Source organism: Antarctobacter sp. (genome assembly GCF_034670325.1).
Lineage (GTDB): Bacteria > Pseudomonadota > Alphaproteobacteria > Rhodobacterales > Rhodobacteraceae > Antarctobacter.
The window spans coordinates 291,896-307,074 of the sequence record NZ_JAXMNR010000002.1; the positions used below are offsets into that span (position 1 = coordinate 291,896).

The 15,179-nt window shown below is 62.4% G+C and carries 17 protein-coding genes; 8 read left to right on the forward strand and 9 right to left on the reverse strand.

Features of this window, described 5'->3' with window-relative positions:
• Positions 1 to 62 precede the first annotated feature (62 nt).
• Complete coding sequence (locus tag VOI21_RS06545) at positions 63 to 812, forward strand: hypothetical protein (protein ID WP_323768935.1); 750 nt, start codon at positions 63 to 65, stop codon at positions 810 to 812.
• On the opposite strand, the gene VOI21_RS06550 is transcribed toward VOI21_RS06545, so the two are convergent.
• The 6 genes from VOI21_RS06550 to VOI21_RS06575 form a co-directional block, all read right to left on the reverse strand.
• Positions 803 to 2,071 carry a glycerate kinase gene (locus VOI21_RS06550; protein WP_323768938.1) on the reverse strand — a complete coding sequence of 423 codons (1,269 nt, stop codon included), beginning with the start codon at positions 2,069 to 2,071 and terminating at the stop codon, positions 803 to 805. The genes VOI21_RS06545 and VOI21_RS06550 overlap by 10 nt on opposite strands.
• A gap of 58 nt (positions 2,072 to 2,129) precedes the next feature.
• Positions 2,130 to 3,539 (reverse strand): carnitine 3-dehydrogenase, encoded by a 1,410-nt coding sequence (locus VOI21_RS06555; protein ID WP_323768940.1) that lies wholly within the window; start codon positions 3,537 to 3,539, stop codon positions 2,130 to 2,132.
• Positions 3,540 to 3,634: 95 nt separating this feature from the next.
• On the reverse strand, positions 3,635 to 4,396 hold the full coding sequence (locus VOI21_RS06560; RefSeq protein WP_323768942.1) for an SDR family oxidoreductase: 762 nt from the start codon (positions 4,394 to 4,396) through the stop codon (positions 3,635 to 3,637).
• On the reverse strand, positions 4,393 to 4,833 hold the full coding sequence (locus tag VOI21_RS06565) for a lipocalin family protein (RefSeq protein WP_323768944.1): 441 nt from the start codon (positions 4,831 to 4,833) through the stop codon (positions 4,393 to 4,395). The genes VOI21_RS06560 and VOI21_RS06565 overlap by 4 nt, the downstream gene beginning before the upstream one ends.
• A complete protein-coding gene (locus VOI21_RS06570; RefSeq protein ID WP_323768946.1) occupies positions 4,830 to 5,456 on the reverse strand; it encodes an SGNH/GDSL hydrolase family protein in 627 nt (208 codons plus the stop codon). The genes VOI21_RS06565 and VOI21_RS06570 overlap by 4 nt, the downstream gene beginning before the upstream one ends.
• Positions 5,457 to 5,792: 336 nt before the next feature.
• Positions 5,793 to 6,521 carry an RlmE family RNA methyltransferase gene (locus tag VOI21_RS06575; RefSeq protein ID WP_323768949.1) on the reverse strand — a complete coding sequence of 243 codons (729 nt, stop codon included), beginning with the start codon at positions 6,519 to 6,521 and terminating at the stop codon, positions 5,793 to 5,795.
• A 141-nt stretch (positions 6,522 to 6,662) separates the two neighbouring features.
• Between VOI21_RS06575 and VOI21_RS06580 the strand changes: the two genes are divergently transcribed.
• Positions 6,663 to 7,010 (forward strand): DUF1428 domain-containing protein, encoded by a 348-nt coding sequence (locus VOI21_RS06580; protein ID WP_323768951.1) that lies wholly within the window; start codon positions 6,663 to 6,665, stop codon positions 7,008 to 7,010.
• A 17-nt stretch (positions 7,011 to 7,027) separates the two neighbouring features.
• Here VOI21_RS06580 and VOI21_RS06585 read toward each other — a convergent pair whose 3' ends face one another.
• Together VOI21_RS06585 and VOI21_RS06590 are read right to left on the reverse strand one after the other, a co-directional pair.
• Complete coding sequence (locus tag VOI21_RS06585) at positions 7,028 to 8,140, reverse strand: Ppx/GppA phosphatase family protein (protein ID WP_323768953.1); 1,113 nt, start codon at positions 8,138 to 8,140, stop codon at positions 7,028 to 7,030.
• Positions 8,141 to 8,171: 31 nt separating this feature from the next.
• Positions 8,172 to 8,864 carry a sulfotransferase family 2 domain-containing protein gene (locus VOI21_RS06590; protein WP_323768955.1) on the reverse strand — a complete coding sequence of 231 codons (693 nt, stop codon included), beginning with the start codon at positions 8,862 to 8,864 and terminating at the stop codon, positions 8,172 to 8,174.
• Between the two features lie 237 nt (positions 8,865 to 9,101).
• Between VOI21_RS06590 and VOI21_RS06595 the strand changes: the two genes are divergently transcribed.
• The 6 genes from VOI21_RS06595 to VOI21_RS06620 all read left to right on the forward strand — a co-directional run bounded on the left by VOI21_RS06595 (position 9,102) and on the right by VOI21_RS06620 (position 14,106).
• Entirely contained in the window at positions 9,102 to 9,398 is a 297-nt protein-coding gene (locus VOI21_RS06595; protein ID WP_323768957.1) for a virulence factor, read from the forward strand.
• A gap of 35 nt (positions 9,399 to 9,433) precedes the next feature.
• On the forward strand, positions 9,434 to 10,363 hold the full coding sequence (locus VOI21_RS06600) for a methylenetetrahydrofolate reductase (protein WP_323768959.1): 930 nt from the start codon (positions 9,434 to 9,436) through the stop codon (positions 10,361 to 10,363).
• Between the two features lie 4 nt (positions 10,364 to 10,367).
• Entirely contained in the window at positions 10,368 to 11,036 is a 669-nt protein-coding gene (locus VOI21_RS06605) for an HAD-IA family hydrolase (RefSeq protein WP_323768961.1), read from the forward strand.
• Positions 11,033 to 12,115, forward strand: coding sequence for a dihydropteroate synthase (locus VOI21_RS06610; RefSeq protein WP_323768963.1), 1,083 nt, complete (start codon positions 11,033 to 11,035; stop codon positions 12,113 to 12,115). The genes VOI21_RS06605 and VOI21_RS06610 overlap by 4 nt, the downstream gene beginning before the upstream one ends.
• 132 nt (positions 12,116 to 12,247) lie before the next feature.
• Positions 12,248 to 13,150 (forward strand): ankyrin repeat domain-containing protein, encoded by a 903-nt coding sequence (locus VOI21_RS06615; RefSeq protein WP_323768965.1) that lies wholly within the window; start codon positions 12,248 to 12,250, stop codon positions 13,148 to 13,150.
• Positions 13,135 to 14,106: a hypothetical protein gene (locus VOI21_RS06620; protein WP_323768967.1), complete on the forward strand. Its 972-nt coding sequence runs from the start codon at positions 13,135 to 13,137 to the stop codon at positions 14,104 to 14,106. The genes VOI21_RS06615 and VOI21_RS06620 overlap by 16 nt, the downstream gene beginning before the upstream one ends.
• 86 nt (positions 14,107 to 14,192) lie before the next feature.
• Here VOI21_RS06620 and VOI21_RS06625 read toward each other — a convergent pair whose 3' ends face one another.
• Entirely contained in the window at positions 14,193 to 15,071 is an 879-nt protein-coding gene (locus VOI21_RS06625) for an endonuclease/exonuclease/phosphatase family protein (protein ID WP_323768969.1), read from the reverse strand.
• Positions 15,072 to 15,179: the final 108 nt, after the last annotated feature.

Sequence of the window (15,179 nt, forward strand, 5' to 3'; positions counted from 1 at the left end):
TTCGGGGAATCGCATTTTGACACCCTTGCCGCTAACCTGTGGAAAAACAGGCAGGCATCTCCATGATCGATCCAGAGTTTCGCGACATCGGTTGGCAGATAAACCGGCCGCATGGCCCGCCGAGCCGCTTTCAGGTCTTTGGCGAGCGGTCTTCGGGGACCAACTTCATCAAACGCCTGCTGGGACGCAATTCTCCGCTCCAGCCGGTTGAGGATTTCGGCTGGAAACACGGGTTTCCGTCGATGACGGCCATCCCCGAGGATCTGGCGGTGATCTGCACCTTGCGGGACGCCCGCAGTTGGGCGCGGTCGATGCATGCCAAACCCTGGCACTGTCCGCCTGAAATGCAAAGCCTGCCCTTTGCCGAGTTCATCCGCACGCCGTGGCGCACTGTGGCCGACCGAAAACGCTACTTCCCGCAGGTCGCGGCACAAGGCGGACAGGGGCAGCCCCTGCAACACGATCGCCACCCGATCACCGGGCAGGCCTTTCCCAACCTTTTCGCCCTTCGACGCGCCAAACTGGAAGGCCTGCTGTCTTATTATCGACGCGGTTGCACCGTCGTCCTGTGTCGAATGGAGGCGGTGCAGGCCGCGCCTGAGGCTTTTCTGGACGCATTGCAGGCGGAATTGGACCTGCCTGCCCGGACGGGCGACTTGCGCCCCGTATACAAGCGGCTCGGGTCCAAATTTCTGCCTGCGGTCGAGGCGCGCCCAGCCACGCCAGAGGCGTTATCGGACCTTGACCTTGCGCTGCTTCGGGAAAAACTGGATCTGCCGACAGAGACGTCCCTGGGCTACGATTACGCTTGAGGTTTGATAAGTATAGCTCTGAAATCATTTACGTTTGTTCCGGTTGGCCCGGGCGCGTAAATATCCCCCAAAACCTCAAACGCGCTGTACGGGTCTTGCCTTTGGACAAACCCCATAGGGTCGTGACCCAGTCCGCGCATCCGATCAAAACTGCCGCCATCGACAAAGGCACCCGCGTTGTCCTCGGTGCCGTCGATGCCATCGGTGTCCGCAGCCAACGCGGTGATGCCGTTAACGCCCTCCAGCCCCTCGGCCAAACCCATCAGGAAAGCGGTGTTGCGACCTCCGCGCCCCGGTTTCGCGCCAAGGGTCACGGTCGTCTCTCCGCCTGACAGGATCACAACAGGGGCCGTGAAAGGCCGCCCGCGCAGAGCCACCTCGCGTGCCAGCGCCGCATGGACCCGGCCCACGTCATGCGCCTCACCCTCGATCGCGTCCGACAGGATCGCGGCGGCGATCCCCTGCGATTCCGCCCGCGCTGCCGCCGCCTCCAAAGACAGGCGGGCCGAGGCCACGACCCGCACCTCATTGCGGGCAAACACCAGGTCAGAGGGCAACGGCGCGGCGCAGTCCTCGCTTGATATATGCGTCATAATCCGTTCTGGTAATTCGATATTTCGCGCCTCGATCATCGCCAGTGCATCAAGGCGCGTCACCTTGTCAGGCACCGTCGGCCCAGAGGCCACCTGCGCCGGATCATCTCCGGGCACGTCCGACACCACCAGTGACACAACGCGCGCCGGAAAGGCCGCCGCCGCCAACCGCCCGCCCTTGATCGTGCTCACATGTTTGCGGATCGCATTCATCACGCCTATCGGCGCACCCGAGGCCAAAAGCGCGCGGTTCAGCGCCTGCTCATCCTCCAACGTCAAACCCTTTGGCGGAGCAGGCAACAGCGCAGAGCCGCCGCCACAGACCAGCGCGACCACCAGATCATCCGCTGTCAGACCGGACACCGCCTGCATGACCGCCGCACTTGCACCCATCCCGGCGGCATCCGGTACCGGATGCGACGCCTCTATCACCGGCAAATGCCGACAGGGCGCGGCATAGCCATAGCGCGTGACCACTACGCCTTCGACCGGCGCATCCCAAAGGGTCTCAAACGCCGCTGCCAATTGCGCAGCCCCTTTGCCAAGGGCCACGACCACGGTCCGGCCTTTGGGCCGGTCCGGCAGCACGCCCTCCAGCGCCTTTAGCGGATCGGCCGCCGCGACGGCCTCTTCGAACAGTTCGGTCAGAAAGCGCCGCGGTTCCATAGGGTTTCCTGTCTTAAACGTGGTCAAACGATTTCCGGGGCCTGTGAGGGGCTCGCCGTCACGCCTCCGCGTGCATCCGGGCAAGCCGTTCGACCTGCACGCGGACGTGATCCAAAGGCGGGCAACTTCGCCGGGTGTCCAGAGAAACATGTAGCAGGAATTGATCGCAGGTGGCCAGCACCTCGCCATCCTTCGCCCGCTTCATCTCATGCCAGAGGCGCAGTTTCTTGCCTTCCCCCAACAGCACCTTGGTTTCGACAATAAAAGCTTCTCCCGCAAGGGTTTCCGCCAGATATTTCACGTTAGTTTCCGCCGTGAAATAGCTGTTTCCCGCGTCGATATAGGCCCGGTCGGCACCGACATGGGTCATCAATTCCTCAGAGGCGTCGGAAAAGACCTGCCCGTAACGCCCCTCATTCATGTGGCCGTTCACGTCGGTCCAGTCCACCGGAACGATGCGGCGCACGGTGACCAGTGGCACGGTTTCCTGCAAAGGCGCGCGCATCATGGTGTCATGGTCACGGATCAGCTTGCCCGCGCCGGCCTCCTGCCCCTTGAGTGCGCGCAGGATCGCCACAAGATTGTCGTCGCGCAGACGCTCAAGCTGTCGGATCGACAGATGCCCGGATTGCGCATCCGATTGTCCCGCGATCAGGTCCACCAGCTCGTCGGTGAACTCTGGCACATCCATCAGCTTGGTCCATGGCCATTGCAACGCCGGGCCGAATTGCGCCATGAAATGCCGCATCCCGGCCTCGCCACCGGCGACGCGATAGGTCTCGAACAGGCCCATCTGCGCCCACCGAAGGCCAAAGCCATAGCGGATCGCGTTGTCGATTTCCTCGGTTGTGGCGATGCCGTCCTTGACCAGCCACAGCGCCTCTCGCCAGACCGCCTCAAGGAACCGGTCGGCAATATGCGCGTCGATCTCGGCGCGGACATGCAGCGGGTACATGCCGATTTCGGTGAGGATCTTGCGCGCGGCATCGACGGTTTCGGGCGCACCACCCGGCCCCGGCACCAGTTCGACCAGCGGCAGCAGGTAGACCGGGTTGAACGGATGCGCGACCATGATCTGCCCCGGGCGTAGCGCGCCCTCTTGCAGTTCTGAGGGTTTGAACCCGCTGGTCGATGACGCCAAGACCGCGCTTTCAGAGGCCGATGACTGGATCTCCGCGTAGACCCTTTGTTTCAGGTCAAGACGTTCCGGCACGCTTTCCTGAATGTAGTCGGCACCCTCAACGGCCTCAGCCACCGTTGCGTGAAAGCTGATCGCGCCCTGCTCTGGCATCGGCACTTCGTAGAGCATCGGCAGCGCGCGGGTCGCGCCGGCCATGACCTCACCGATCTTGCGCTTTGCCTCCGGGTCCGGGTCAAAGACCCGCACGTCCCACCCCATCAGCGCGAAACGCGCGGCCCAACCGCCGCCGATGACACCGCCCCCGATGATCGCTGCCCGTCTTGCCATCTGCCCGTCTCCTTTGTCGCGTCAGTTCCGCGCCCAGATTGCAGTCAATGCGCCCGCACACCCGGCAGAAAGCACATTCGACCATGCAAAACCCGTCACGGCACCAGCGTTTCGGTATGCCCGTCGATTGCAATGATTTGCCCGGAAATTTTGCGTGCGCCGGATGAGGCGAGCCAGAGGACCGTGTCGGCCACCTCTTCCGCCGTCACCCAACTGCGCAGCGAGACGCCTTTGACATATTGCGCGCGCACCGCGTCTTCGGACACGCCCGAGGCCGCGCTTTCCATTGCAACAACCCGGTCCATCCGATCCCCGTCGACTGCGCCCGGGCAGATCGCATTGACGCGCACGCCCTCTGGCCCCAGCTCCATGGCGAGCGTCTTTGTCAGTCCCACAATGGCCCATTTCGCGGCCGCATAAGGCGCGCGCAAAGGATAGCCGAACAGTCCGGCGGTCGAACTGGTCAGCACGATCAACCCGCTCTTTTGCGCGCGCATGACGCGCGCCGCCCAGCGACAGGTCAGAAAAGCTCCGGTCAGGTTCACGTCGATGCAGGCCCGCCACGCGTCGACCTCCAGCGTTTCAATCCAGCCTGCGGGACCGCCCGTGCCAGCATTGGCGCAGACCACGTCGATGCCGTCAAAAGCCGCTTCGACGCGGCCCAGAAAGCGCGCCATAGAGGCCTCATCGGTGACGTCCAAAACCTCGGCGATGGCCTGAGGATGCGCCGCGCGAAACTCTGCCACGGCTTTTGCGTCGATGTCGCAGACCGCCACACGGTCGCCGCGCGCAAGAAACACCTCGGCCATGGCGCGACCCAGACCGGCGGCACCGGCGGTGATCAGAACGCGGCTCATGCCGGTGTCAGCCGGGACAGGTCGTAGCCGTACCATTCCAGGATCTCACGGGCGATCTTCAGGCGTTCTCCGGGGCGACCTGTCCGGTCCATGATCCAGACGCGCCGCCCGTCCGGGTCGCCCACAGCGGCGGTCCGGTTGTCCGCGTCGATCCAGTAGACCCAGACAGGGCTGTCCCCCAACAACAACCGCCCGCGCCCCTGATCGGACATCGGCACCGCCTGCCCCGCCAAAACCGCCTGATCCGCGCCAAAGCGCAGTTGCGACCCCGGCGCGATCCCCGCCGCCTGCACGATCCGCCAGTCACCGGCAAGCCGCCCCAGAGTGGCGTCGGTCTGCGAGGCGACGGGTGCAGTAGGATTGCGCAAGGGCAGTTTGGTCACTGCAGGGGCCGCCGCGCAGCCCGCCAGAAACAGCGCGGCCATCAGGTGCCTCACGCCAGCCGCTCCGCCACGTCTTTTGCCAGTGCCGCCCCAAACCGGTGATGGTCCTCCGGGTCCCAATGCACGCCGTCCTGTGAGGAGACCGCAACATGCGCCCCCGCGCGGACAAAGCCAAAGCCCTGTCTTTCAGCGGCGGCGGCGATAAAGCCGTCAAGCCCGCGCTGCCGCGCCTCGGCCCCGGCAAAGACCTCTGCAAGACTGCCGATCTCACGCACCGGCGCAGGCGCGACCAACAGAATGTCACGCACCACGCCCTCGGCCTGTGCCATAAGCGCCAGCCGTTCGACTGACCGAGCGATCTCCCACGCGCTGACGGAAAACCGGGTCTTAAGGTCATTGGTGCCCAGCATGAGGATCATCAGGTCGATGGGTTTGTGGCTATGCAGCACCGCAGGCAGAACGGTCGCACCGTTGCGCATTCCACCCTCGACCATGTCGTCATGCACGGTGGTGCGTCCCGGCAGACCCTCGTCGATGACCCGATAACCGGACCCAAGGGCCGCCGCCATCACATCGGGCCAGCGGTCGCCCGGCGGGTGCCGCAGATCGACGCCGGGCGCGGGCAAGGGACAAGTCCCATGGGTATTGCTGTCGCCGTAACACAGGATCACCGTCATGTCGCACTCCCCGTTTTGCGTCCATCCAGACGGGAACGGCAGCGCGGGTCAATCCCTCAAATGCGCCGCTTCCCCTTGTTTTGGCGTGCCAAACACAGCAAAATCGTCGTCACGATCGGACCCTCTGCCCGATCTCGGCCGCTGCCAGTCGAAAGGCCACCATGAGAGACTCTAATCCGGACCCTGCGCCGCTGCGCAAGTCGCGGCACGCGCGGCTGTTCGATCTTTATCGGCAAGAGGCCCTGCCCTCTGAGGACCCGCGCCCATCGGGCCTGACGAATGCGCCGCTCAGCGCGGGCGACATCGCCCGCCTGCAAACCACGGCCATCGCCTCTCTCAGCCGCGAAACCCCGTGGCGACAACGAATTTTTCGCTTGAATCGGCGCGGCTCGCACCCGGTTTAAAGTTTGATACCTTTTCAAAGCGCCGTTTCAGTTCGGCCTGAAGCGTGCCTTCGGCCCCGCCTTGCAGCACCTTGGCAACAAAGGTCCCGCCCTCTTCGAGCACATCAAATGCCAGATGGGCCGCCGCCTCGCACAGCGCGATGATGCGCAGGTGATCCGTCTGTTTGTGGCCCGATGACGCCGCCGCCATGTCCGACATGACCACATCGGCCTTGCCGCCCAGCCATTCCTTGACCTTATCGTCGGCGCCATCCTCCATGAAATCCAGCACATGCAGTTCGGCACCGGGGATCTGATCCACCACCTGTAGATCGATCCCAAGGACAAAGCCCTTTGCCTTGCCGGGCTTTTCGCCAAGCGCGTTCACGCGTGGCACCGCCACCTGACACCATCCCCCCGGCGCACAGCCCAGATCGACAACCCGCGCGCCGGGCACGAGAAAGCGGTACTTGTCATCGGTCTCAAGTATCTTGAAGGCCGCGCGCCCGCGATAGCCCTCTTCCTTCGCCCGCTTGACGTAGGGATCGTTCAACTGCCGTTGTAACCAGAGCGTCGAGGACAGCTTGCGCCCGCGCGCGGTCTTGACCTTGACCTTGAGATCGCGCTGCCCGCGCCCGGAGGTGTTCTTGCCGGTGGGTGTCTTTGTGGGTTTCTTCGCCATGCCACAGGTGCCTTTTCTTGATCTTACCGCCATACGCCAAAGTCGATCCGACCGTAACCCGGATTAGGCCGCGCGACATTCCCGTTGCATATTTCAGCCGCGCCCCGCACCCTTTGACATAGGATGATCCTGGAGGGACCGATGCCATATTATGACCTGTTTCTTGCACCCGTCGCCGATGCCAAACGCGCCGACTATGAGGCCTTTCTTGACCCGATGCACAAGATGTTCCTCGGCCTTGGCGCCAGCGAGGTTGTCGATCTCTGGGCGGATGATGTGCCGGACGGCAAGCTGACATCGCTTCCGCTGGCGGTCAAACTGGAAGAGGGTGAAAGCGTCGCGTCCGGCTACATCGTCTGGCCATCGAAAGAAGCGCGCGATGCGGGCTGGGCCAAGATGATGTCGGATGACAGCCCGATGGAGATGCCGTTTGACGGCAAGCGCATGGTCTTTGGCGGCTTTGCCGAGTTGAAACGCTCAACGGCCTGAACCGGAGGGGCGGGTCGTCAGAGCGGCCCGTCCTCCAGAACACCATCCGCCGACATCTGCGCATAAAGCAACCCTTCGCGCAGACCCCGGTCCGCGACCGACAGCCGATCCGTCGGCCAAAGCCGCAAGAGCGCCTGCAAGATCGCCGATCCCGACATGATCAGCGCGTGGCGGTCCGGTCCGATACGCGGATCGCGGCGACGCCCCGCGGGACCCAGCTCCAGATAGCGGTTGATCACTGTATTGATCTGGTCCGACGACATGCGCAGCCCGTCCACCTTGGTCCGGTCATACCGGCGCAGGCCAAGGTGCGAGGCGGCGACGGTTGTCACCGTGCCCGACGTTCCGACGATCTGGAAACCTTCGCGCGCCTGCTCGTCCTGATAAGGGGCAAATTCGGCGAGGTTTTCTTCAAAATACCAGCTCATGAGGGCGTAGCGCGCGGCGTCATCGTGGACATCGGAGAACTGATCACGCAGGGTCGCGACGCCCAACGGAACGCTGATCCAGTCCACCACCTTGGCCGACGGGAACGGGCTGTCGGGAGGGTGAAACCCGGCGTGCAACCGCATGATCGCCCGCGGTCTTTCGCGCGGAGCCACCTTGCTAAGGTCGATCCAGACCAGTTCTGTCGACCCACCGCCGATATCCACCACCAACAGCTGTTCGGTCTTGGTCGAGACCAGCGGCGCACAGGAGATCACCGCCAGACGCGCCTCTTCCTCAGGCTGGATGATCTCAAGCTTCAGGCCGGTTTCGCGGCTGACATGATGAATGAAATCCCGGGCGTTGCGCGCGCGGCGACAGGCCTCAGTCGCGACAAGACGCATACGCGTCACCTTGTGGCGTTCGATTTTTTGACGGCAGACGTGCAGCGCCGACACGGTTCGCCCCATGGACGACCGGCTGAGACGGCCAGACTTTTCAAGGCCATGCCCAAGCTGGACTGACTTCGAGAAGCTGTCGACCACATGAAACTGGCTACCCTTTGGCTGGGCAATCAGCATGCGGCAACTGTTTGTCCCCAAATCCAGCGCAGCATACAGCGCGTTGGGATCGGGTCGTGACGGCGCGGGGCTCTCGACCGGTTTCGGGAAAGCGCCCGCAGCCTTGGGACGCTTAGGCGCCATGGTATCGCGCCTTTCCGAGATGAAGTTGGGATCACGATACGCGCCGTTCCGGCAACGCGCAAGCATCATGTATTCGGGGTCCCAGCGGGTTCACAAAGTGGTCGCTCAGATACCGATACTCAGGTTCCAAAATCGGACGCAATCGGTCGATGGTGCGCCCGTTGAGGTCCCAAAGCGACAGTTCCCCGCCCGATGGATTGGCATGGGGCATCACGACCAAATCGCCAGTGCGGCGGGTCAGTTCATCGGCCAATTCGTCCAACTGGCAGGTGCGATACACCCGGTCGTAGTCCTCTGACAAATTTGGCCCCAGAAAGATCGACGCCCCCAGAACGTGATGTTTGACGATCGAGGACTTGCGACGGTAACGCGCCAGCCGCATGAAAAACGTATCCGGGTCAGGCATCAGCGGCAGCCCCTTGGCCGCGCGCACCCGAGGACTGTCCCTGAGGGCCCGGCGTTTGATGACGATATCCGAATAGCAGGACATCAACCGGCGGGCCGGATCACGCACAACGCAGAACCGAAAATAGTTATGGTACTGCGACCACAACGCCCGACTGTACCGACTGGTTGGATAGGTGCGGTGCCAAACCCCGACATCTGGTTGTTTCGGGACGTGAACCAAAGGATCAAGGGTTGCCAGCGCTTGTTTCACCGATGAGCACGCGGCCTTTGGCAGGGCGACATAGGCCAGTTTCCATGCGTCCACCGCAATGACCAAGGCACCCTCCCACGCAAGCGGTGCCAGACTGCAAGATCGGCACGCCTTCGCAGGTTTGGGCCAGAAATGTTAATATTCCTCATCTCTATGCTGAGAACTTCTGGTCCCGGCAGCGGTTGGAACCCGCGCGCCGAACGCATAAGCTGTCGCGCATGACGCGGGACAAGTCGAAAACCGACCCGTCATTGCGTCACACCGCGCGTAAAGAGTCTCGAAGAAACACAGGGAATCGGACCCATGGCAGAGCTGACCATCGTCTACTGGCGCGACATTCCCGCCCAGGTCATTGTGGGCAAGGGCCGTCGCGGCGCAAAGGTCCAACTGCCTGAACGGTTTGAACAGGCGATCGACCGCGCCGCCATGAAAACTGGCGCTGCCGAAACCGACGCCTATCTTGCGGAATGGCACAAGGTCGCCTCGGGCACGGTCGAGGGCGACCTGCAAGAGGCCGCGAACGCCGCCGCCGCCCGGCTGGACGCCGAATTCGACAACGAGCGCATCAAGGCGCTGATCGCCAACGACGGCTGGGCCTGAGGCCCACCCGCGAAATGACCCTGAAGGAGACGTTGATGGCCCTGTTGAATTTCCGCAAACGCGACGCGGCTCCGCGCACCGGGAACCCCGATCTTGAGGCTTTTATGGCCGGGTATTCGATTGAGGTGATGCCGCGCACCGCCGCCAAGGTCGAGGATTTCCGGGCTCTGCTGCCCGAAGGCACCCGCGTCTACATCGCCCATATCGAGGGCACCCCGATCGAGGAAATGGTCAGCACGGCCAAGCGCCTGTCGGCGGACGGCTACAAGGTCATGCCGCATTTCCCCGCGCGCATCATCAAGGACGCCGCGACTCTGGAAAACTGGATCGCGATGTATCAGGGCGAGGCTGGTGTCGATCAGGCGCTGCTTTTGGCCGGAGGTGTGACAACGCCGCACGGTGATTTCGACAGTTCCATGCAGCTGATGGAAACGGGTCTGTTCGACAAGGCCGGGTTCACCCGCCTGCACGTCGCCGGCCATCCCGAGGGCAACCGTGATATCGACGTGAACGGCGGCGATGCAATAGTCATGGAGGCCTTGCGCTGGAAGCAGGCGTTTTCCGAGCGCACTGACGCGCAGATGGCGCTCGCCACGCAGTTCGCTTTTGACGCCGGTCCAATTATCCAATGGGCCAACCGCCTGACCGCCGAGGGCATTCACCTGCCTGTGCATATCGGCATCGCCGGTCCCGCCAAACTGCAAACGTTGATCAAGTTCGCTATTGCCTGCGGGGTCGGCCCGTCGCTCAAGGTCTTGCAGAAACGCGCGATGGACGTGTCGAAACTGCTGCTGCCCTATGAACCGACCGAGGTGCTGGAACAGCTTGCCGCGCACAAGGCAGCAAACCCGGACTTCAACATCGAGCAGGTGCATTTCTTCCCACTGGGCGGCATCAAATCCAACGCCGAATGGGCCATCGCCAATGGCGGCGAGGCTGCCCGTCCCGCAGCGGCGCACGGCTGACAGGATGACCAGACCCGCTTTGCTGTTCGATCTGGACGGCACCATGCTGATGACCGATGACATCCATCGGGAGGTGTTTGCCGACCTGATGAAGCCCTACGGCATCGACATCTCGGAACCCTTCTACATGGCGCATGTGCACGGACGGCTGAACGTGGACTTCTTTGCCGAGTTCCTGCCCGATCTGGAGGACCCGCAAGGCTTGTCCGACCACAAGGAGGCGCTTTTTCGAGAGCGTCTGCCGCGCCCCTATCCGGCCATGCCCGGAGCGGAAAGCCTTGTTGCACGCGCCAAGAACGCGGGCTGGGCGGTTGCCGTTGTCACCAACGCCAACCGCAACAACGCCGAGGCCATGCTAGGTGCCATCGGCCTGTCCGACGCGTTCGAGGCCATCATCATCGGTGAGGAATGCGCCCGCGGCAAACCCGATCCAGAGCCTTATCTGGCGGCCCTGCGTGCGCTGAACGTGCCCGCGCAGCACGCCATCGCCTTTGAAGACAGTGCCTCGGGGATGCGCGCCGCTGCGGCCTCTGGCGTTCATACGGTCGGCCTGCGGTCTGGCCTGTCCGACGCCGACCTGCGCCGCCACGGCGCGCAGATCACTATTCAGGATTTCAACGACCCCGCGCTTGAGCTCGCGCTTGACCGCCTGACAGGAGAAGACGTGTTATGACCCGCACCATCGTCGAGTCGAAAACCAAAACCGCCGTGATCGGCTTTGACGAGCCTTTCTGCGTGATCGGTGAGCGGATCAACCCCACGGGGCGCAAGATCCTGAACGAAGAACTGGAACGCGGTGATTTCAGCCGGGTCGAGGCAGATGCCATCGCCCAGGCCGCCGCCGGGGCCAGCATTCTGGACATCAACTCGGGCGCTGTCTTTTCCAACAAGATGGCCGAGGACCCGCGCTACGCCGACAACAACTTTGTCGAGCCGACGCTAATGAAACAGCTGGTCGAGGTTGTGCAAAAGGTCGTCGATACCCCGCTGTGCATCGACAGTTCGGTGCCCGGCGCGTTGGAAAACGGCCTTGCCGCCGCCGAGGGCCGCCCGCTCTTGAACTCTGTCACAGGTGAGGAAGAGCGGCTGGAACTGGTGCTGCCGCTGGTCAAGAAATACAACGTGCCCGTGGTGGCGATCTCGAACGACGACACCGGCATTTCCGAAGACCCCGAGGTCCGCTTTGCCGTGGCGAAAAAGATCGTCGAGCGCGCGGCGGATTTCGGCATCCCGGCGCATGACATCGTGGTTGATCCGCTGGTCATGCCGATTGGCGCGATGGCCACGGCCGGGCATCAGGTCTTTACTCTTGTCCGCCGGTTGCGGGATGAACTGGGCGTGAACACAACCTGCGGTGCGTCGAACATCAGCTTTGGCCTGCCCAACCGGCACGGCATCAACAACGCCTTTCTGCCGATGGCGATGGGCGCAGGCATGACATCGGCGATCATGAACCCGGTCGCCCTGCCCGTGAATGCTGCCAAGATCGCCGAGAAAAAGGCCGAGATTGCCGCCGCTGGCATCATCCTGCCCGAAGACATCGACGATGAGACCTTTGTCACGCTCTTTGGCATGGGGTCCACCAAAGCCCGTCCGGGCAAAGAGATGGAGGCGATCCGCGCCGCCAATTTCCTGATGAATCAGGACGACGGCGGGGCTGCATGGATCGAGTTCAACCGTCAGGCCCCAAAGGCCGGGCATGAGGGCCGCGGACGTGCAGGCCGTACGGGCGGGCGTCGTCGGCGGGCCTGACCCCTAAAGCACTTTTTGACCAGAGGCGCGCCGCACAAAGGCGCGCCTCTTTTCTGTCCCGGCCATTGACATGACTTGCGCTCCTCCCTCACCTTGGTGCTTGCCCCCGCCTGGTTTTTCGAAAGTTCTTTCATGCGCTACAAGCACCTGTTTCTATCTTCTTTTTTCGTCGGTGTTTCCTTTGCATCCTTGGCCGTCGCCGCAGATTGCCCCGTTTGGCTCACACCCGGATTTTGGGAAACAGCACAAGTGCAGGATGTGCAAACTTGCCTGGCATCGGACCGCGGCCTGACAGAACGGACAGAGACTGGGGAAACTCCGCTTCATCTTGCCGCCAGTACCGCACGCCCAGAGACCGTTCTCGCTTTGCTGCAACTTGGTGCGGATGTTTCTCTGACCACGGTCGAGGGCCTGACCCCATTACACCATGCTGCACGGGACTCTTCGTACAGCGCCGTGGTTTCCTACCTTCTGGTATGGGGCAGCGAGGTAGACAAACGGATCCCGCCTGACACCTGTTACACTGGAACCTGCGCCGATACCGCCCTGCATTTGGCTTCCGACCGTCCGAATTCGGCACCGATCCTCGCGGCCTTGCTTGCTGGGGGGGCTGATCCGGATGCTGATGACAGCAAGGGGCGCGAACCGCTGCATCGCGCGACAGAGCGCGCGGACCTTCCGGAAATCGAGGTTCTCCTGAAGGCAGGCGCCGCAATTGGTGAAACCGACTTTGATGGAAACACCGCGCTGCACGTGGTCCCCCAAAACAAGACCAACGAACTGGCCATCGCACAGCGATTGATCGCCGCTGGCGCGGATGTCGACGCCAAAAGGGATGACAACGTGACCCCCCTGATTACGGTGGCCTACTACACGACCAATCCAGATGTCTTTGCGCTCTTGCTGGCACATTCCGATGCCCCCTGTCATTCCTCCAAAACCGGAACAAGCGCCCTGACGGGCCATGCCTTCAACGGTGCACTGACCAAGGACGAGACTTACTGGAGCCTGCACGAAAAATGCTCACAGGACTGAAGGGTCTTTTCAGGCTTACCAAAACTGCGGCCATATTGTGGGTCGTGGTCTGCGCTCTTGGTTTCAACCTTCTCACCCTTGCCTTTGCACCACTCGCCAACCTGATGCTCGCCGCAGCGCAACGACTTGCGATCCAACCTGCCGTTTCGGCAGTTTCGGAATTGGCGGAGGCACGTGAAAGCGAAAGGAACGCCACGCGACGTGCAGAAAAACTGGAAGCGGAAAGACAGGCAACCAAATCGCGCTCTGATGACTTGCGGAGCCAATTGCAGGCCGAACGAACGCGCTCCGAACAACTGGAACTGGACGGCAAAAAGAGCAAAGCGCGCATAGCCCAGTTGCAGACCAGTCTGGATGCGCAAGAACGCAAGGCGGGCAAACTCGGGCTTGAACTAGCCAAGTCGAAAGCGAGCCTCGACACCGCCAGGACGAAGTTACAGAAAACCTCCAACGCGCTTTTGGAAACGTCAACAGACCTCACCACACTGCGCAAGGAGCCCCGACTTCCCACAACAGCGCTCGACAAGATCGACACGGTATCAGCTAGGATCGTTCAACGCTCTGGTGTGAATGCCACCCGAAATATTGCGTCAATGCCCCTCGAAAGCGTGCCTGTTGTCGGCGCATTGACTATCGTCAGCGTAACCGCACTGGAGATTCACGATGCCTGCCAGACAGCCCTTGAAATGGAAGAACTGCGGCGTCTCGCTAACCTTCCGGAGGTGGAGAGCTCGATGATCCGTAACGCCTGCGCCAAGATTCCGACTCTTGGCGGACTGGCGGATCTTACACTGGCCCAGTGCCGAGCACACGAGGCCAGGGTTTTGACGGAACTCGGGCTCCAAGCTGCCGCGCCGATTGCGCATAAATGCGACTGCCTCGAACTCCCGAACGGATGCCCCGGCGAAGAGGTCCAGACTCTGCGCGTGCCACCCCCCAAACCGGAACTTCCTTAGGGCCTATCCGTTACCGGAATGTGAAAACGTCCCCGTAACCCTTTGATCTTGCATACCCCCTAACCTGTCCACGCGTGGACACCACTTCATAACCCCTCCAAATCCATCACCACCGCGGCATGATCGCTTGCATGTGGACGATGGACGCCGACGCCGGACAGGCGCGAGGCGGACAACAGGTCACTCTCTAGACCCAGCCCGACACGCACTACCTCGGGGCGACGATCCGTCAGCCTTTCCGCCAGCGCATGTGAGGCGATCAAGCCGTCAGGTGTATCGCATCGTTGGGTGGTGGGGTGGAAATAGGTCCAACGATCCGCCTCTGGCAGGCGCTGCATCAGGTTTTCTCCCAATGCCTCCAACGGGGCCACCGCGCGCTTGTCCCCAAGGGGTTCATTCAAGTCCCCCGCCACCAGCCACAATGGCCCCGCCCCTGCCGCCAGATGAGCGACGGCCTGCGCCTCCAGCCGCCGCACGGCCCATGCCTTTGCCGCGTCCGGTGTCGGTGCCTTGAAATGCACGACAAACAGCGTCAACGCGTCAAAGTGCAGTTCAAGGCAGTCACGGCGAAAGACAGGCTGCGCCGGGTCCATCCCCTCGGGCGGGATCAAGCCTAGATCGGCACAGGTCAGGTCAGCGTGGCTTATCGCCTTATCCCAAGGCCGCCGCGACATCACCGCCACGTCCAGCCCGCGGCCATCGTTGCCCGGCAGGCAAAGTCGCCACGGATAGGGAGCGGTCACCCTTGTCAGCACCCGGTCGTGAAAGACATCCAGACTGTTCTCATCAAAGACCTCTTGCAGGGCCACGATATCCGCATTCGCCCGGCCCAGCACCTGCGCCGTCAACCGACGGTCAGCAGCGTCCAGTGCCGGGTCCTCTTCGTCATCCCTGTTGCGCGCGCCAAAAAGCGTATCCCCGGGCATCAAGCGCAGGTTCTGGACGTTCAGGCTGGCGATCCGCATGGCATACCCTCTGTTGGCGCAGGTGCCGCCGTCAACCATGGCATCCGCCCGAATATCAAACTGTCCCCCTGCCGGATCATCGTTTGACGGGCCTCTGTCCTACTGATC

Bases quoted from the DNA above. Each gene is read 5' to 3' on its own strand.
- VOI21_RS06545 (WP_323768935.1), top strand. From the start codon at position 63: ATGATCGATCCAGAGTTTCGCGACATCGGTTGGCAGATAAACCGGCCG.
- VOI21_RS06550 (WP_323768938.1), bottom strand. From the start codon at position 2,071: ATGGAACCGCGGCGCTTTCTGACCGAACTGTTCGAAGAGGCCGTCGCG.
- VOI21_RS06555 (WP_323768940.1), bottom strand. From the start codon at position 3,539: ATGGCAAGACGGGCAGCGATCATCGGGGGCGGTGTCATCGGCGGCGGT.
- VOI21_RS06560 (WP_323768942.1), bottom strand. From the start codon at position 4,396: ATGAGCCGCGTTCTGATCACCGCCGGTGCCGCCGGTCTGGGTCGCGCC.
- VOI21_RS06570 (WP_323768946.1), bottom strand. From the start codon at position 5,456: ATGACGGTGATCCTGTGTTACGGCGACAGCAATACCCATGGGACTTGT.
- VOI21_RS06575 (WP_323768949.1), bottom strand. From the start codon at position 6,521: ATGGCGAAGAAACCCACAAAGACACCCACCGGCAAGAACACCTCCGGG.
- VOI21_RS06580 (WP_323768951.1), top strand. From the start codon at position 6,663: ATGCCATATTATGACCTGTTTCTTGCACCCGTCGCCGATGCCAAACGC.
- VOI21_RS06585 (WP_323768953.1), bottom strand. From the start codon at position 8,140: ATGGCGCCTAAGCGTCCCAAGGCTGCGGGCGCTTTCCCGAAACCGGTC.
- VOI21_RS06595 (WP_323768957.1), top strand. From the start codon at position 9,102: ATGGCAGAGCTGACCATCGTCTACTGGCGCGACATTCCCGCCCAGGTC.
- VOI21_RS06600 (WP_323768959.1), top strand. From the start codon at position 9,434: ATGGCCCTGTTGAATTTCCGCAAACGCGACGCGGCTCCGCGCACCGGG.
- VOI21_RS06605 (WP_323768961.1), top strand. From the start codon at position 10,368: ATGACCAGACCCGCTTTGCTGTTCGATCTGGACGGCACCATGCTGATG.
- VOI21_RS06610 (WP_323768963.1), top strand. From the start codon at position 11,033: ATGACCCGCACCATCGTCGAGTCGAAAACCAAAACCGCCGTGATCGGC.
- VOI21_RS06615 (WP_323768965.1), top strand. From the start codon at position 12,248: ATGCGCTACAAGCACCTGTTTCTATCTTCTTTTTTCGTCGGTGTTTCC.
- VOI21_RS06620 (WP_323768967.1), top strand. From the start codon at position 13,135: ATGCTCACAGGACTGAAGGGTCTTTTCAGGCTTACCAAAACTGCGGCC.
- VOI21_RS06625 (WP_323768969.1), bottom strand. From the start codon at position 15,071: ATGCGGATCGCCAGCCTGAACGTCCAGAACCTGCGCTTGATGCCCGGG.